Consider the following 16,306-nt stretch of genomic DNA (forward strand, 5'->3'; position numbering starts at 1 on the left):
TACGTCAAGTGGATGCCGGCGCATCCGCTTTCACGGTCTGCCGATTTGGCACGCCGAGAAACCGGGCATAATCCTGCACGGCCCGGCCGAAGCCCCGCCGGGTTTTCGTCGCCCGAGTGCGGGCGGCGGCCGTGGCCGGGTCCTCGAACAGGGCGGCCTCGGTGGTCAGGCCGGACGCCGCGATCGTCTTGCGCCACGTTCCGACGACGCGACCATCCGTGACCACGAGCGGCAGGAAGATACCGTTTAGTCCGGGCACGACCCGAACCAGCTCGTCAGAGGAGATCACGTGGCTGCGATCGCGATACCCGAGCAGGTACTCGTCAAACCCGGGCAGCGCGAGCACCGGCGTGCGCGGGGGTAGCGCATCCGCTGTTTCGTCGGCCATGAAGTAGGCAGCGCCGTCGACCTGCATCTCGGTCAGACGGTTCCGCGCCACGGTCAAGCCTGTTTTCGCGTCGGCGAGGGTGAGCTGCGACCACCAGGCAAAATCGACCAGTGTCGCGGGCCCATGGCCGAGAAAGTACCGGTAGACGAACTCGCCGAGCGCTTCGTCGCGCTCGAGCCGACGAGGGTTGGGCACCCATTCGTCGAGCAGAACGAGTCCCTGCTGCGTACCGACCTGCCGCCCCCAGCACAGGGTTCCGGTACGGGCGAGATGCGCGATCATGTGATACCCACGCTGGCCCTCTGTCGATATATCCGTCGCTCGCAGCATGGCCATGAATTCGGCGCGGCTGAGCTGTTTCTGTCCGGTCAGGGCGGCGATCGCAGCTTCGCGGGCTCGCGCCAGCACGACTGGACCGAGGCCGAGTCGCTCGTTGATCGTTCGGGTTTTCGCAAGCAGCCGCGGTGTCGTGAGATTCTGCATCCAGCCCAGTTCGCGGGCCGGAACGAAATGCAGTGTGCCGCGCATCGGCCAGGACCGTACGATCTCGCCGGCCGAAATGACGGCCTGCACGTCATGGAGCGTCGTGCCGGGGGAGCGCACCCCGAGGGCCCACTGCGCCGCGGGGTAGTCCTGGGCCTGCACCGCGAGCATCCGCTCGGCGACGGCGACCGCACCGGGGAGCGCGACCCCGGCCAGCCCCTGGGCCAAGAGGCGCAGGCGCACGACATCGGCGCGGGAGGCGGCAGCTGGCATGACACCAGTATGCCGACTCCCGCGCCGGGCGTGACTCACCCAACCGATCTGCTATCTTCCGCGCCGCCCGACTTTGGGCCGGATCACGCGGATCACGCGGGCACTACCATCCGAGGTCTGGGTTCCGAAGGCATCGAACTGCACGGTCGACTCATCCTCGCGGAAGCCGTCGGTGCCGTCCGTGCCGCCGCCGGCCGGGGGGCCGTCGGTAGGTCCGCCGCGGCCGAACCGAAGAAGCAGCGCCTTGACGATGGGCGGACCGGCCAGGAACAACACGATCACGCTGTACACGACGACCGCGAGCGGTTCGCTCAGCAGTGCAGCCGGGTCGCCAGCACTGATCTGCAGCGCGCGGCGCAGCTGGCGTTCCATCTCCGGGCCGAGGATGGCCCCGACGATGATCGGCAGCACCGGAAACCCGAAGCGCCTGGCCATGTAGCCGAGGGCACCGAGAAGGAGCAGAATACCGATGTTGAAGGTCTGCATACCGGCCGAGTAGGCGCCGAGCGTGGCGAAGAACAGAATACCGGCGTAGAGGTAGGGCCGCGGAATGCGCAGCAGTTTCGCCCAGAGCGGGGCGAGCGGCAGATTGAGCGCCAGCAGCAGGGCATTACCGATAAATAGGCTCGCGATTAGCGTCCAGACCAGTACAGGTTCGTTCTGAAACAGCATCGGACCCGGAGGGATGTTGTACTGGTTGAATGCGGCGATCATCACGGCGGCGGTTGCCGTGGTGGGCAGACCGAGGGTCAGGAGCGGCACCAGCGTTCCAGCGGCGGAAGCGTTGTTGGCTGCTTCCGGTCCGGCTACGCCCTCGATGGCACCGTGCCCGAACTGCTCGGGATGCTTCGACAGCTTCTTTTCTGTCACGTACGACAGAAATGTGGGAATCTCGGCGCCGCCGGCCGGGATGGCCCCGAACGGAAAACCGATGACCGTGCCCCGTAGCCACGGCTTCCACGAGCGCTTCCAGTCGTCCTTGCCCATCCACGGCACGCCGACCGGGATCGTCGGTGGTGTTCCGTGACGCAGGTGGGCGGCGATCCACAGGGCTTCACCGACTGCGAACAAGGCCACGGCGATGACGACGACGTCGATACCACCGGAAAGAAGCGGTTGGCCGAAGGTCAGCCGTGCTTGCCCAGTCGTGCCATCGAGCCCCACGAGTCCGATGGTCAGCCCGATGAACAGCGAGGCGAGACCTCGAATACGGCTCGAGCCAAGCACTGCGCTCACGGCGACGAAGGCGAAGACCATCATCGCGAAGTACGACGGAGCCCCCAGCCCAATCGCGATCGCCACGATGAAGGGGGCGACGAAGACGAGGGCGCCGGTGGCGAGGGTGCCGGCCACGAAGGAGCCGATTGCGGCGGTCGCGAGCGCCTGGGCGCCGCGGCCGGCCTTGGCCATCTTGTTGCCCTCGAGTGCCGTGACGACCGAGGAGGATTCGCCAGGGGTATTGAGCAGAATCGAGGTCGTCGACCCGCCATACATGCCGCCGTAGTAGATACCGGCGAACATGATCAGCGACCCCGTCACGTCCAGCGCATACGTGAGCGGCAGCAGCAGGGCAACGGTCATGGCCGGGCCGATACCGGGCAGCACGCCGACGGCGGTGCCGAGCAGTACACCGATGAGGGCGAACAGCAGGTTTTGCAGGGTCAGCGCGTTGCTGAACCCCTCCATCAGCAGGGTGAGGTTTTCCATTAGAGAATTCCCGTCAATAGGCCAGCTGGCAGATTAATGCCGAGGCCCAGTACGAAGCCGTAGAACGTGCCAACGGCCAAAAGAATGCCGATCACGAGCGCCCAGATGAAGCGCTTTGAGCCGAGCAGTAGTGCGGAACCGTAGAACAGCAGCGCGCTGCCGATCACGAAGCCGAGAAAGTCCATCGTGAGGGCAAACACGAAAATCAGGCCGCCGAGGCCGAAGACGGTCGGCCAGTGGGCCTTTTGCGTCAAGTCAATGTCCTCGCCGTCTTCGGCCTCGGCGTGGCCGCCCCGCAGCACAGAGATCGCCAGGGCGATCGCACACAGGCCCAGGCCGATCGCGATGATCGTGGGAACGACCCGCGGTCCCATCACGCCGACGTTGATGGCGGTGTGACGGATGTTCGCGGTATCGACCGCGATAACGATCGCGATCACCGCGAGCAGGGCGGCGACGCCGAGCTCGGAGCGACCCTGGAGTCGGGCGCGCAGCCCGGGGGCTACTCCTGTACTGGGGGCGGTCATGGTTAGACCAGGCCCAGAGTTTTCAGCACGTCGGCCACGCGGGTGTCCTGCTCGGTGAGGAAGGTGCTGAAATCGTCGCCGGTGATGAAGGCATCAGTCCAGCTGTTGTCCTCGAGGACGCGCTTCCATTCCGGGCTGTCGTGCATAACGCTCACGGCATCGACGAGGCGAGCGATCTCGGCATCGGTCAGACCCGGTGCAGCCAGGAGACCGCGCCAGTTGGTGAAGACCAGGTCGATGCCTTCTTCGGTCAGGGTGGGTGCGTCGACGACGGGCACCCGCTCCTCGCTTGTAACGGCCAGCACGCGCAGGTCGCCGGACTTCACCTGTTCGAGGAATTCACCGTAGCCGGAGGCTCCGAACGCCAGCTTGCCGCCGAGAATGGCCGGCAGCAATTCGCCGCCGCCGTCATAGGCGATGTAGTTAACCGTCGTGGGGTCGATGCCGACGGCATCGGCGAGCTGCATCGGCAGCAGGTGGTCTGGACCGCCCGGAGAGGAGCCGCCGCCGACGGCGAAGTTGGCCGGGTCGGCCTTCCACGCGGTGACGAGATCATCGATGGTCTCGTAGGGAGAGTCGGCAGCGACGAAGATGGCGCCCGCTTCTTCGATGAGCCCGGCGATCGGGGTCGCGTCCGCAACCTTGGCATCGCCCTCGTTGGTGTACGCGGCACCGACGACGCCGAGCCCCATCATGAGCATGAAGTTGGCGTTGCCGGTCTCGGTGAGGGTGCGGGCGAGGCCGACGGTTCCGCCCGCGCCGGCCAGGTTGGTGACCTCGGTGCCGGAGGCCAGCCCGAGGTCGTCCATTACCTTGACCGCGGCGCGACCGGTGACGTCGTAGCCACTGCCGGGAGCGTTGGGAATCATCACCTGGAGGTTTTGGATCGGGCCCTCGTCGGTGGCCTCGGTGGTCGTGGCGCTCGTGACTCCGCAAGCGGTGAGGGCAAGTGCGACGGCACCGGCGAGAAAGACGGTGCCCGAAGTACGGCGCGTGCGCGTGGTGCGTGCTGTGATTGGCATGCTCAAATCCTCTTCGATTTCTGGCAAGCCTCTTTGCTGGCCGAGTTCATCCTGCGTGGTGGGTCGGCCGGGCACAACTTGTGACTCTAGTGAACGTTGTGTAGTTTGCGGTTGCTCCGCACTATGTGGACAATTTCGGTTTGGCCCCACGATGAGGGAGTATCTCTTATGGCCAGAGCCGACCGGAGGAACCTGATGCTAGAACGCGAGGCCCAGCCACCGCTACCGGTGGCGCGCTCGCGCGGGTCGGGCATCCGTTCGAGCCGCCTGAGCCTGACCCGCCAGCTGTTGCTCTTCCAGTTGAGCCTGATCGCCCTCGTTCTCGTCGCTGTGACGGCCATTTCGATCGAGCAGACCCGCAGCGGCTTCGAAAGCGGCGCCCAGCGACGCATGCTGACGGTCGCCGAATACACCGCTGGCAACCCGCTCGTGCGCAGCCTGCTCGACACTGCGGCGGTGCCCCAGCAATACTCCGTTCCGGTTGAGGCGCTCCGCACCACAACCGGGGTCGACCAGCTGATCGTGACGGATGCGGACGGCCGAATCATCGCCTCACCGGCTGATCCACGGCTGCTCACGACCGACCTGGCCATCGATGCCACGTCGAACGAATCTGATGCCGCCTGGGCCGGCGCTGCCCCGATCGGCGCGAACGACTACGTTGTCGCTCAGGTGCCGGTGCTGTCCAACTCCGGAGAGGTCGTGGGTTCGGTGGTCGCCGCCCGCCAGCTCCCGGCCGTAGCCGAACTCCTCAAGGACGCGGCGCCGAACCTGCTCACGTACCTCGGGGTGGCCGGGGTGCTCGGCGTCGTGGGATCGCTGCTGCTGGCGGCCCGGGTGAAACGGCAGACCCTGGGCCTCGAGCCGGAACAGATCGGTCGGCTGGTCGAGCATCGGGAGGCGATGATCCACGGCATCAGGGAAGGGGTGATCTCCGTCGACAGCGACGGACTCATCACGCTCGCCAATGACAGTGCGCGCACCCTGCTCGGTTTGCCCGCTGACGCGGAAGGCCGGGCGATCGACGCGGTCGGCCTCGATGAGGAGGCGGTGCGGGCGCTGCGCCAACAGGAGGTCGGCGGCATTGATACAGTATTCGTGAATCGGGGGGTGCTGCTCGTGCTCAACCAGACACTCATCCACCCGCCCCGGTCGCGGCCCGAGGTCGTAACGACCCTGCGCGATCGCACCGAACTGGTCACCCTGCAGCACGATCTCGGCAGCAGCCGCCAGGCTACTGATACGTTGCGCGCCCAAACCCACGAGTTCGCCAACCGGCTGCACACCATTTCAATGCTCATGCAGCTCGGCGATACCGCAGCGGCGGTCGAATACGTCGACGCCGTCACGCGCGACCGCACCGACCTCGACAACTCGGTGCTCACCCGCCTCCAGGAGCCAGCGGTAGCCGCGCTCGTAATCGCCAAGACCTCGCTCGCCCGCGAACGCGGTGCCACGCTCGTACTCTCGGCCGAGTCAACCCTGGCCCGGGTCGACGCTGTCCTCTCCGCCGACCTCGTCACGGTGATCGGAAACCTGGTCGACAACGCCCTCGACGCCGTCACCGGAGCCCCGGAACGCAGTGTGCGCCTCGACGTGCAAATGATCCTTGGTGCCGTGCGGGTGACGGTGAGTGATTCCGGACCTGGCCTCGATATCGCGCTCATCGACCGGGTGTTCGAGGTGGGTGTGACGAGCAAATCGACGCTCGGCGATACCGACGCTCACGGTTACGGACTCGCCATTGTGCGCCTCGTGGCGATGCGTCGCGGGGGATCGGTCGACTACCGGGCGGAGAACGGGGCCGTGTTTGAGGCCGTGCTCCCGATCGATGCGGCCCGGTCAGCCGAGGAGAAGGAGCAGACCCATGTGTGACGTCCTCGTCGTCGACGACGATTTCATGGTGGCGCGCGCCCACGAACGCGTCGTAGATCAGCAGGATGGTTTTACCGTGGTCGGCGTTGCTGCGTGCGGTCTTGACGCGCTCGCCCAGATTGCCGACAAGGCCCCGCAGCTCGTGCTTCTCGACATGTACCTGCCCGATATGACCGGCCTCGACGTGATCCGCCGCGCGCGAGAGGCGGGGCGTGATGTGGACTTTCTCGTGCTCAGTGCCGCCCGCGAGGCAGAAATGGTCACCGCGGCGCTACAGGGTGGCATTGTGAGCTACCTGCTTAAACCGTTCAAGATCACCGAGTTGCAGTCCCGGCTGGCGGGCTACGCCGAAAGACGACGACTGCTCGGCCGCACCGGCGACCTCAGTCAGAGCGACCTTGACCGGGTGATCGGACGTGCCTCGGCCGTACTACCAACGGGAGCAATCTCCACACTGCCGAAAGGTCTCAGCAAGGAGACGGCTGCGCTGGCCGCAGCGGCCTTGCTCGGCAGCGAACCCGACCTGGCTGCGTCGGAGTGCGCCGAACTGCTCGGCCTGTCCCGGGTGGTGGCCCGCAAATATCTGGAATACTACGTCGCCACGGGGCAGGCAGCCGTCAGCCTGCGCTACGGCCAGACCGGCCGCCCGCAACGGCGCTACGCCTGGCTCGCCGGCTAGCCTCCGCGCTTTCTAGCCCAAGTCGTCGTCGGTGCGAGCCCCGAACACGATCTCATCCCAGCTCGGCATGGATGCCCGGCCGCGTTTGGGCGCAGTACGACCGTGGTTCGTGCGTTCCTGGGCGCGGGCCGCCTGGTTGGCCCAAACGTTACCGGTTGGCTCGGGGGTGGTGGCTGGCGCCGCACTGGACTCATCGGTGACCGTGGCGTCGTTCGACGTCGCCGGTCGGGGTCGCAACGACTGCGTGGGCGTCGACACCGAAGCGGATGCCATCGGCTTGGCCGCAGACGCAGACGCAGACGCAGACGCAGACGCATCCGCGCTCGACGCCGCCTCGCGTTCGCCGCGTCGTCGACGCAAGGATTCCAGAAGGTCGGCCGTTTCGCTCATGTTCGAGGCCGGCTCTGCAGCACGCTTGATGGCCGCTTTCGACACCGCATCGTCCCGGCTCAGCGAGCGCGAGTGCGGCACGGCTTCGAGGTTGGGGCTGGTGTCGTTCAGGATTTCGTCGGCGAGGGATTCCTTGAAGTTAAAGGCGTTACTGTCGAATCGTGACACGTCGGCGGCGCTCGTCTCCGAGCCGACGGCACGCAGGCGCGGGATCAACGAACCCTTGAGCTCTCCCTGCTGCGACAGCGCGACAGCTTCGCTGCCGACCGGCGACAGCGAGTTCTTCTTCGGTTCAAAGCCCCAGCGGGCGTCGTGGTCGATCTCGTCGGCCGTGAACGACAGCTTGACAATCCAGCCGCCGCCGGGCTCTTTCCAGCTCGCCCAGCGTTCACCGGTAGCACCGAGTGAGGCGAGCCGTTCGCGAATGACACTGCCGAAGTTGACGTTCTCGTCGATCGGATCGGGGTCGATGGCGGTGTGCACCGGAACACTCAGCGCCGAGGATACGATGTACTCCCGCTCGGCCACGACCGGGCCTTCGAAGCGGCGCACGTACTCGAGCGATGCCCCGGTGACCGCAGCGACGTCCTCGGCGGACATGCCGGAGCGAATGTGCGCCTGAACTTCCCGCGGGGACAGCTTGGGAGCGTTGACGCGTTCCGTCTGGGTTTGGCGAAGCCGGGACTGAAGAACCTCGTCAATGGCGATGCGATATCGATCGCCATCTTCGGACGCTGCGAGCAGCGCACCGTTCTCAACCCCAATAACCTTCAATTCCTGCATGAAGACAAGCCCTCTCGCGATTACCGTTGGCTGCAAGACTGCCACGGGTTGGTGCCTTTTTGCGGGAATACGCCGGGCGTGCCGCAAGTTGTTTCTTCGTGTCCGAATAAAAAGGTTGGCGGGCGGTTTGCTATTCCGTCTGGATTGTTGGAAACTGTGGCCGCCGATTTCGTTTTTCGGCGTAACTGAAATGGATGGGCATGGCAACCGATTACGACGCACCCCGAAAGACTGAAGACGACTCTGAGTCGATCGAGGCTCTCAAGGAACGTGTGCCAGACAAGATGTCCGGCAGCGTTGATGTCGACGACTCCGACAACCCCGGTGGGTTCGACCTTCCGGGCGCCGACCTGTCCGACCTGGATCTCGATGTCGTCGTCCTGCCCGCGCAGGCCGACGAATTCACCTGCGTGAATTGCTTCCTCGTGAAGCACCGCTCGCAGATGGGACACGAGACCAAGCTCGGCACCGTCTGCCTGGAGTGCGACTCCTAAACCTTCACTCCACGTTGGCCGTTCGCGATTCATTGATCGCGGCGGCCAACTTTCTTGGGTGACGGGTGGAAATAACCCAGTACGGCGCCGGGTCGGTCGCATCGGCGATGGGCACGCGCACGACCGGGTCGATCCAGCCGCGAATGAGCAGCCAGGCTCGGGCGTCCAGGCGGGGCCCACGCTCCTGCGTGGCTTCCGACTTTTCATATGCCGTTGCTTCGCCGAGCAGCGCGGTAGAGATCGTGGCGGGTCCCGCGGTCAAAACGCCGTCCTGCACGCGCACGACCGGCGCGGCCAGCACGAGCAGTAGCACGCATCCGCCGTACAAAACCGCGGCCGTGACGATCCCCGCAAACAGGGAAATCGGCACGAGCACGAGAATGCTCGCTGGTATCACCAGGGCGGTAACGATGAAGGCCCAGACGTTGGGCCACAGTTTTTCACGGTATTCAGGCATGGCTCTATTCGATCAGATATCTGCACTACCCTCGACACGTGGCAGAAAGCGTCGAAGTACTGATCCAGGCATCCATCCTCCCCAACTACGCACACCCCGGTGATGCCGGGGCGGACCTGCACGCGGCCGAGGCGCACGTGCTGGCCCCGGGAACCCGTGCACTTGTCGGTACCGGCGTGTCGATCGCCCTTCCCGATGGCTTTGCGGCCTTCGTTGTTCCTCGAAGCGGTCTGGCCGTCAAATATGGCATCACGATCGTAAACTCTCCCGGCACAGTGGATGCCGGCTACCGCGGTGAAATCAAGGTGACCTTGCTGAACACCGATCTGTATGAATCGTTTACGATCGCTGTCGGCGATCGCATCGCCCAACTCATCGTGATGCCCGTCGTTCGGGCCACGTTCATTGCCGTCGACAAGCTGCCGGGCAGCCAGCGCGGTGAGGACGGTTTCGGCTCGACCGGTGTTGTGCCCCGCACGGCAGCGAGCACTCACACCAGTGCACCAGTATCGGGCCGTACGGTCCCACAGTCAGGAGACAACCAGTGAGTGACCTCACGAAGCCTGGGGAGATCCCCGAGCCGATGCCGAAGTCGGCGCCCGAAGACCGCGAGACCGAGGGCCCGCTCGACGAGTCAGAGGCCAACCCGGTACGTCCGTATGTGGATCTCGGTGGTATCAAGATCCTCCCGCGGGAGGGGCTGCACCTGCGCCTCGAAATTGAAGAGGGAAGTAAGCGCGTGGTGGCCATCGGCCTTGACTTCGCCGGATCAACCCTGCAAGTGCAGCCGTTCGCCGCGCCGCGCTCGAGCGGCCTGTGGCATGAAATTCGCGATCAGATCGCCGACCAGATCGGCAAGCAGGGTGGGACCACAACTCCGCGAGAAGGCCCGTTCGGCCCCGAACTCGTCGCCGAGATCCCCGTTGCGGCCGGACAGGAAGCCGGCGGCGTCACGCGCCTTGCACGCTTCATCGGCGTCGATGGCCCGCGCTGGTTCCTGCGCGGAGTCATCGCCGGCGAGGGGGCAATCGACCCAGAGGCTGCCGCGCAGATCGAAGACCTCTTCCGCAGCATCGTGGTCGTGCGCGGGTCCACGCCGATGCCGCCGCGTGATCTGATTCCACTGCGTATGCCGGCCACCCCCGCTGGCGCGACCGAGCCCACCGCAGTCTAAACAGGCCATGAGCGACACCCCCAAAGATCAGCCGGAGCAGCCCGGTCAGCCAGAGCAGTCCGGCGAACCGCACGCCGCACCGAAGGACGAGGTGCCTCCGACAGCCTCCGGACTGTTTGCCGAGTCGATGGCCGGCGCGGCGCGGCGCGCCGGGTTCGGCGCGGTTACCGAGGGTAAGCCGATCGGTGGACAGGCGCTGCTGGCAGCGATGGGCGGCATTCGCGGTCTGATTGAAGCTGTACTGCCGGGCTTGGTCTTTCTGATCACCTACTCGCTCACTATCGATCCCTCCACAGATGTGACGAGCGACCCGATCGGCACCTTGCTGCCCTCGCTCGTGGCGCCGCTCGTGATCGGCGTGATCTTTGTTGCCCTGCGGGCGATCACCAGGCAGACCACGACGCCGGCACTCGGCGGCCTCGTTGGAACTGCGATCAGCGTCGCGCTCGCATTGTTCTCGGGCAAACCGTCCGACTTCTTTCTGGTGGGCCTCTGGACGAACGCCGGCTACGGCGCGGCCTTGCTGCTCTCCGTACTTGTGCGCTGGCCGCTCATCGGCGTGGCCGTCGGTTTTCTCATGGGTGACGGTGTCGCCTGGCGCCTCGACGCGTCCAAGCGCCGAGTGCTGACCATCCTCACCCTGGGTTGGACCGGTCTCTTTTTCGCCCGCCTCGCCGTGCAACTGCCGCTTTACCTGGCCAACAACGTTGAATTACTCGCCTCGATGAAACTCCTCATGGGCATCCCGCTGTACGCGCCGCTTCTGATCGTTTCGTGGCTCATGGTGCGCTCGGTCTACCGCAAAGCGGATGCCGTTGACGCGGTCTGAATGACGACTCGGGTGCCTTCGCGCCTGCTAGAGTTATCTCGACGTCAAGATAGTTGCCCGGCGAGAACTCGCCGGTACAGCGTGATGGAAAAAGGCAGGTCCCGGCATCCGCCGGTTAGGCTTGCCTTGCTGGCACGAGGCTGTGCCTGCCACAAGAATTGAGGATTGCCGCCGGTCTCCCGTCGGCTCCCACAACGGAGAGGGCATTGTGTCGGATTCAACAAATACCGCGGTAAATAGCTTCGGAGCCAAAGACACCCTGCGCGTCGGATCGACGGACTACGAAGTCTTTCGTCTGGACGCCGTCGATGGCTACGAAAAGCTGCCATACAGCCTGAAAGTGCTGCTCGAGAACCTCCTCCGCACCGAGGATGGCGCCAACATCACCGCCGAGCACATCCGTGCCCTCGGCGCGTGGGTCCCCACCGCTGAGCCCGACACCGAGATCCAGTACACGCCGGCTCGCGTCGTGATGCAGGACTTCACCGGCGTTCCCTGCATCGTCGACCTCGCCACCATGCGCGAAGCCCTCGTTGAACTCGGCGGCGACGCCAAAAAGATCAACCCGCTCGCCCCGACCGAAATGGTCATCGACCACTCCGTCGTTGCCGACCTGTTCGGCACGACCGACTCGTTCGAGCGCAACGTGGAAATCGAGTACGAGCGCAACGGTGAGCGTTACCAGTTCCTCCGCTGGGGCCAGACCGCGTTTGACGACTTCAAGGTCGTTCCGCCGGGAACCGGCATCGTGCACCAGGTCAACATCGAATATCTTGCCCGCGTCACCATGACGCGCGAGGTCAACGGCGTTTTGCAGGCCTATCCCGACACTTGTGTGGGCACCGACTCGCACACCACCATGGTCAACGGCCTCGGCGTACTTGGCTGGGGCGTCGGCGGAATCGAAGCCGAAGCGGCGATGCTCGGCCAGTCGGTCTCCATGCTCATCCCCAAGGTTGTCGGCTTCAAGCTCTCCGGCATCATCCCGGCCGGCGTCACCGCAACGGATGTCGTGCTCACCATCACCCAGATGCTCCGCGCACACGGTGTCGTCGGTAAGTTCGTCGAGTTCTACGGGTCGGGCGTCGCCTCGGTACCACTGGCCAACCGCGCCACCATCGGCAACATGAGCCCCGAGTTCGGCTCGACCGCCGCCATGTTCCCGATCGACGATGTCACCCTTGGCTACCTGCGCCTCACCGGTCGCAGCGAAGAGCAGGTCGCGCTGGTTGAGGCGTACTCCAAGCTGCAGGGCCTCTGGCACAACCCCGACCAGGAGCCCGTTTTCAGCGAGTACCTCGGACTGGACCTGTCCACGGTCGTCCCGTCGATCGCCGGACCGAAGCGCCCTCAGGACCGCATCATCCTCTCCGAGGCCAAGACCCAGTTCGAGCGCGACCTGGACAACTACGCCAATGCGCCCGTCTCCCTCGTGGACGCGGCAATAGAGGGTACTTTCCCGGCCTCAGACCCGATCGGTCTCACCCCGCAGGACGAAAAGACCGCGCACAACCACGCGTTTGAAAGTGGCCTGGCCCGTCAGGCCAGCCACCCGACGGTATCCCACCCGCAGCCGACCGACGTCACCCTGGCCGACGGTCGTGCGTTCACGATCGACAACGGTTCCGTTGCGATCGCCGCGATCACCTCCTGCACTAACACGTCGAACCCGAGCGTTATGCTTGCGGCCGGCCTGCTGGCCCGCAACGCGAGCCTCAAGGGGCTCAAGAGCAAGCCGTGGGTCAAGACCACGCTCGCTCCCGGCTCCAAAGTCGTAACCGAGTACTACGCGAAGGCCGGCCTGAACGGCTACCTCGAGGACCTCGGTTTCTATCTCGTCGGCTACGGCTGCACAACCTGCATCGGCAACTCCGGCCCGCTCGAAGACGAAATCTCCACCGCCGTGCAGGAGAACGACCTCGCCGTCACGGCAGTGCTCTCCGGTAACCGCAACTTCGAGGGACGCATCAATCCCGACGTGAAGATGAACTACCTGGCGAGCCCGCCGCTCGTCATCGCGTACGCGCTGGCCGGAACGATGAACTTCGACTTCGACACCGACGCTCTCGGCCAGGACACCGCGGGTAACGACGTGTTCCTCAAGGACATCTGGCCCGACGCCGACGAGGTGCAGAAAACCATCGACGAGTCCATCGACTCGAACATGTTCGAAACCCAGTACGCCGGCGTCTTCGACGGCGACGCGCGCTGGCAGTCGCTCGAAACTCCCGTCGGCGATATCTTCGCCTGGGATGCCGAGTCCACCTACGTGCGGAAGCCTCCGTACTTCGACGGCATGACGCTGGAAACCAGCCCGGTAGTCGACATCTCCGGTGCTCGCGTGCTTGCCAAGCTCGGCGACTCTGTCACCACCGACCACATCAGCCCCGCCGGTTCGATCAAGGCGGATGGCCCCGCCGGCCGGTACCTGGCCGAGCACGGCATCGCCCGTGGCGATTACAACTCCTACGGTTCACGTCGTGGAAACCACGAGGTCATGATTCGCGGAACCTTCGCGAACATTCGCCTCCGCAACCAGCTCCTCGACAACGTCGAGGGTGGATTCACCCGTGACTTCAGCGTTGCCGGAGGCCCGAAGGCCGACATCTACGATGCCAGCCAGAACTACCAGGCCGCCGAAACTCCGCTGGTCATCTTTGGTGGCAAGGAATACGGCTCGGGTTCCAGCCGCGACTGGGCAGCCAAGGGCACGGGCCTTCTCGGCGTCAAAGCCGTTATCGTGGAGAGCTTCGAGCGCATTCATCGCTCGAACCTCATCGGTATGGGTGTGGTGCCGCTGCAGTTCCCGGTCGGCCAGAGCGCCGATTCGCTTGGCCTCGATGGTACCGAGATCGTCTCGGTTTCGGGTATCACCGAGTTGAACAACGGTACGACCCCGAAGACCGTGCACGTGACCTGCGCTCCGAGTGAATTCTCGGCAGCAGGCAAGGCGCCGGTCGAGTTCGACGCGATCGTGCGCATCGATACCCCGGGCGAAGCCGAGTACTACCGCAACGGCGGCATCCTGCAGTACGTGCTGCGTTCGCTCGTCTAAGCCGGCGTCTCGCGCGGCCAGCACGACACCGGCGCGTAGACTCGATCTATTCGGGTCTATGCGCCGGTTTGCTTGTGAATGGTGTTGTTGAACAGTGACGTGAAAGGTGTGACGGATGATTCTTCTGGAGACGATTCATGGTCCCCGGGACCTCGATGGTCTCTCGAAAGAGCAGCTGCCCCAGCTGGCCAGAGAGATCCGTTCCTTTCTCGTACGGGAGGTCTCCAAGACCGGTGGGCACCTGGGTCCCAACCTTGGTGTCGTCGAGATGACCATCGCCATCCACCGGGTATTTCACTCGCCGACCGACCCCATCGTCTTTGACACCGGTCACCAGTCCTACGTGCACAAACTGCTCACCGGGCGCCAGGACTTCAGCAAGCTCCGCCAGTTCGACGGGCTTGCCGGCTATCCGCAGCGCTCCGAATCGGAGCACGACATCGTCGAGAGTTCGCACGCCTCCAGCTCACTGTCGTGGGCCGACGGCATCTCGCGTGCCTTTGAAATGACCGGCCAGAACGAGCGGCACGTTGTCGCCGTCGTCGGCGACGGGGCACTGACCGGGGGAATGACCTGGGAAGCGCTCAATAACATCAGTGACGACAACACCCGCAAGCTGATCATCGTGGTCAACGACAACGGGCGCTCCTACGCACCGACGATCGGCGGCATGGCGCGTTTCCTCAATACCATCCGCACGCGGGCCAGCTATAGGGATGCGTACCTCACCAGCAAAGACGTGTTTGATCGCATGGGTACGCCCGGACGGGCCGTTTGGCGCGGTGTGCGTGGTGGCCTGCATGGTTTCCTCGCTCGGGTCACCAACAACGAAGCCCTGTATTCAAACCTCGACATCAAGTACATCGGCCCAATCGACGGGCACGACGTGCACGCGATGGAAGAGGCCCTTACCCAGGCTAAGGGCTACGGTGCACCGGTCATCGTGCACGCCATCACTCAAAAGGGCAAGGGCTACGACCCGGCAGTGCAAGACGTCGCCGACCAGTTCCACGCGGTCGGGCAGATCGACCCGGAAACAGGCGAATCCGTCGGAGAGCCCGGTGCGGCATCCTGGACCTCGGTCTTCGCCGACGAACTGTTGCACTTAGCGATCGGGAACGAGCGCATCGTGGGCGTCACCGCCGCCATGCTGCGACCCACCGGGCTGCACAAGATGGCCGAACGTTTTCCCTCCCGTGTGCACGACGTGGGAATCGCCGAACAGCACGCGGTGACCAGCGCGGCCGGGCTGGCCTACGGCGGTCTGCATCCGGTCGTCGCGCTGTATGCAACGTTTATCAACCGCGCCTTCGACCAGGTGCTGATGGACGTTGCCTTGCATAAAGCCGGCGTCACCTTCGTTCTGGACCGTGCCGGGGTAACCGGGCCGGACGGCCCGAGCCACCACGGTATGTGGGACCTCGCTATTTTGCAGGTCGTTCCCAATATTCGCCTGGCGGCGCCGCGCGACTCCGTTCGGCTGCGGGAAGAACTGGCTGAGGCCGTTGTAGTCGACGACGGACCGACGGTTTTACGCTACCCCAAGGGCACCGTCGGGTTCGAGTTCGAAGCCATTCGCCGCCTCGACGACGGCGTCGATGTGCTCCAGGAAGCGACCCAACTCGACGTCCTCATAGTGACCGTCGGTCCGATGGCGGCGATGGGGCTCGACGTCGCTGACCGACTCGCCGCCCAGGGCATCGGTGCAACCGTCGTCGATCCGCGCTGGGTCGTGCCCGTGCCGCGGAGCATCATCAGCCTCGCGGCCGCGCACCGCATCGTCGTCACGATCGAAGACGGCATTCGAGTGGGTGGTATCGGTACGCGGATCCGTCAGGACCTGCGGGAGGCGGGAGTCGACACGGCGGTGACCGAACTCGGCTTGCCCGACCAGTTCCTCGATCATGGCAGCCGTGCCCAGATTCTCGAGCGGGTCGGGCTGACGCCGCAGGTGATCGCCCGCGACGTGGTCGCGATGGTGCTCGGCAGCAAGATTCCCAATGCCAGGCCGCTTCCCGCCGATCACACCGACACCGGTGCCATCCAGGTAACCCGCCGAGACTAGCTTCTCCCGCCTCGGATACGAACCGGGCCCGGGCCCGGAAAGCGGGCCCATGATAGATCATGGGCCCGCTTTCCTAAGGTGGGCCTGATCAATGTCCAGGCCCCG

Annotated in this window: 14 protein-coding genes; 8 read left to right on the plus strand and 6 right to left on the minus strand. The window is 64.8% G+C overall.

From position 1 onward, the window contains the following. Positions 1-4: 4 nt before the first annotated feature. The 4 genes from E3T51_RS06900 to E3T51_RS06915 are packed head-to-tail and all read right to left on the minus strand — an operon-like array spanning position 5 to position 4,400. Positions 5-1,144: a winged helix DNA-binding domain-containing protein gene (locus E3T51_RS06900; protein WP_134529034.1), complete on the minus strand. Its 1,140-nt coding sequence runs from the start codon at positions 1,142-1,144 to the stop codon at positions 5-7. 51 nt (positions 1,145-1,195) lie between these two features. After that, positions 1,196-2,851 carry a tripartite tricarboxylate transporter permease gene (locus tag E3T51_RS06905; RefSeq protein WP_134529036.1) on the minus strand — a complete coding sequence of 552 codons (1,656 nt, stop codon included), beginning with the start codon at positions 2,849-2,851 and terminating at the stop codon, positions 1,196-1,198. Further along, positions 2,851-3,378, minus strand: a complete 528-nt coding sequence (locus E3T51_RS06910) for a tripartite tricarboxylate transporter TctB family protein (protein ID WP_134529038.1) — start codon at positions 3,376-3,378, stop codon at positions 2,851-2,853. Before E3T51_RS06910 ends, E3T51_RS06905 begins: the two co-directional genes overlap by 1 nt. Before the next feature lie 2 nt (positions 3,379-3,380). After that, complete coding sequence (locus E3T51_RS06915; RefSeq protein ID WP_134529040.1) at positions 3,381-4,400, minus strand: Bug family tripartite tricarboxylate transporter substrate binding protein; 1,020 nt, start codon at positions 4,398-4,400, stop codon at positions 3,381-3,383. A 195-nt stretch (positions 4,401-4,595) separates the two neighbouring features. Here E3T51_RS06915 and E3T51_RS06920 point away from each other — a divergent pair, with 195 nt between their 5' ends. Together E3T51_RS06920 and E3T51_RS06925 are read left to right on the plus strand one after the other, a co-directional pair. Further along, entirely contained in the window at positions 4,596-6,275 is a 1,680-nt protein-coding gene (locus E3T51_RS06920) for a sensor histidine kinase (RefSeq protein ID WP_241989209.1), read from the plus strand. Beyond that, complete coding sequence (locus tag E3T51_RS06925) at positions 6,268-6,954, plus strand: response regulator (protein WP_134529042.1); 687 nt, start codon at positions 6,268-6,270, stop codon at positions 6,952-6,954. The genes E3T51_RS06920 and E3T51_RS06925 overlap by 8 nt, the downstream gene beginning before the upstream one ends. A 12-nt stretch (positions 6,955-6,966) precedes the next feature. On the opposite strand, the gene sepH is transcribed toward E3T51_RS06925, so the two are convergent. Then, positions 6,967-8,127 carry a septation protein SepH gene (sepH, locus tag E3T51_RS06930; RefSeq protein ID WP_134529044.1) on the minus strand — a complete coding sequence of 387 codons (1,161 nt, stop codon included), beginning with the start codon at positions 8,125-8,127 and terminating at the stop codon, positions 6,967-6,969. Between the two features lie 200 nt (positions 8,128-8,327). Between sepH and E3T51_RS06935 the strand changes: the two genes are divergently transcribed. Further along, positions 8,328-8,621, plus strand: a complete 294-nt coding sequence (locus E3T51_RS06935; protein ID WP_092112645.1) for a DUF4193 domain-containing protein — start codon at positions 8,328-8,330, stop codon at positions 8,619-8,621. A gap of 4 nt (positions 8,622-8,625) precedes the next feature. On the opposite strand, the gene E3T51_RS06940 is transcribed toward E3T51_RS06935, so the two are convergent. After that, positions 8,626-9,078, minus strand: a complete 453-nt coding sequence (locus E3T51_RS06940; protein WP_134529046.1) for a DUF3093 domain-containing protein — start codon at positions 9,076-9,078, stop codon at positions 8,626-8,628. Positions 9,079-9,116: 38 nt separating this feature from the next. Between E3T51_RS06940 and dut the strand changes: the two genes are divergently transcribed. The 5 genes from dut to dxs all read left to right on the plus strand — a co-directional run bounded on the left by dut (position 9,117) and on the right by dxs (position 16,201). Next, entirely contained in the window at positions 9,117-9,626 is a 510-nt protein-coding gene (dut, locus tag E3T51_RS06945) for a dUTP diphosphatase (protein ID WP_134529048.1), read from the plus strand. A 35-nt stretch (positions 9,627-9,661) separates the two neighbouring features. Continuing rightward, positions 9,662-10,252 carry a DUF3710 domain-containing protein gene (locus E3T51_RS06950; RefSeq protein WP_104192875.1) on the plus strand — a complete coding sequence of 197 codons (591 nt, stop codon included), beginning with the start codon at positions 9,662-9,664 and terminating at the stop codon, positions 10,250-10,252. Between the two features lie 7 nt (positions 10,253-10,259). Continuing rightward, the gene (locus tag E3T51_RS06955) at positions 10,260-11,081 is read left to right on the plus strand and encodes a DUF3159 domain-containing protein (RefSeq protein ID WP_134529050.1); all 822 of its coding nucleotides are present in this window, start codon (positions 10,260-10,262) and stop codon (positions 11,079-11,081) included. 208 nt (positions 11,082-11,289) lie between these two features. Further along, a complete protein-coding gene (locus tag E3T51_RS06960) occupies positions 11,290-14,136 on the plus strand; it encodes an aconitate hydratase (protein WP_134529052.1) in 2,847 nt (948 codons plus the stop codon). A gap of 115 nt (positions 14,137-14,251) precedes the next feature. Further along, positions 14,252-16,201 (plus strand): 1-deoxy-D-xylulose-5-phosphate synthase, encoded by a 1,950-nt coding sequence (dxs, locus tag E3T51_RS06965; RefSeq protein WP_134529054.1) that lies wholly within the window; start codon positions 14,252-14,254, stop codon positions 16,199-16,201. Positions 16,202-16,306: the final 105 nt, after the last annotated feature.

It is taken from the genome of Cryobacterium serini (assembly GCF_004404025.1).
Taxonomy (GTDB): Bacteria; Actinomycetota; Actinomycetes; order Actinomycetales; family Microbacteriaceae; genus Cryobacterium; species Cryobacterium serini.

What these genes read in the sequence shown, in the direction of transcription:
- E3T51_RS06900 (WP_134529034.1), bottom strand. Translation starts at nt 1,144, where the DNA reads ATGCCAGCTGCCGCCTCCCGCGCCGATGTCGTGCGCCTGCGCCTCTTG.
- E3T51_RS06905 (WP_134529036.1), bottom strand. Translation starts at nt 2,851, where the DNA reads ATGGAAAACCTCACCCTGCTGATGGAGGGGTTCAGCAACGCGCTGACC.
- E3T51_RS06910 (WP_134529038.1), bottom strand. Translation starts at nt 3,378, where the DNA reads ATGACCGCCCCCAGTACAGGAGTAGCCCCCGGGCTGCGCGCCCGACTC.
- E3T51_RS06915 (WP_134529040.1), bottom strand. Translation starts at nt 4,400, where the DNA reads ATGCCAATCACAGCACGCACCACGCGCACGCGCCGTACTTCGGGCACC.
- E3T51_RS06920 (WP_241989209.1), top strand. Translation starts at nt 4,596, where the DNA reads ATGCTAGAACGCGAGGCCCAGCCACCGCTACCGGTGGCGCGCTCGCGC.
- E3T51_RS06925 (WP_134529042.1), top strand. Translation starts at nt 6,268, where the DNA reads ATGTGTGACGTCCTCGTCGTCGACGACGATTTCATGGTGGCGCGCGCC.
- sepH (WP_134529044.1), bottom strand. Translation starts at nt 8,127, where the DNA reads ATGCAGGAATTGAAGGTTATTGGGGTTGAGAACGGTGCGCTGCTCGCA.
- E3T51_RS06935 (WP_092112645.1), top strand. Translation starts at nt 8,328, where the DNA reads ATGGCAACCGATTACGACGCACCCCGAAAGACTGAAGACGACTCTGAG.
- E3T51_RS06940 (WP_134529046.1), bottom strand. Translation starts at nt 9,078, where the DNA reads ATGCCTGAATACCGTGAAAAACTGTGGCCCAACGTCTGGGCCTTCATC.
- E3T51_RS06950 (WP_104192875.1), top strand. Translation starts at nt 9,662, where the DNA reads ATGCCGAAGTCGGCGCCCGAAGACCGCGAGACCGAGGGCCCGCTCGAC.
- E3T51_RS06955 (WP_134529050.1), top strand. Translation starts at nt 10,260, where the DNA reads ATGAGCGACACCCCCAAAGATCAGCCGGAGCAGCCCGGTCAGCCAGAG.
- dxs (WP_134529054.1), top strand. Translation starts at nt 14,252, where the DNA reads ATGATTCTTCTGGAGACGATTCATGGTCCCCGGGACCTCGATGGTCTC.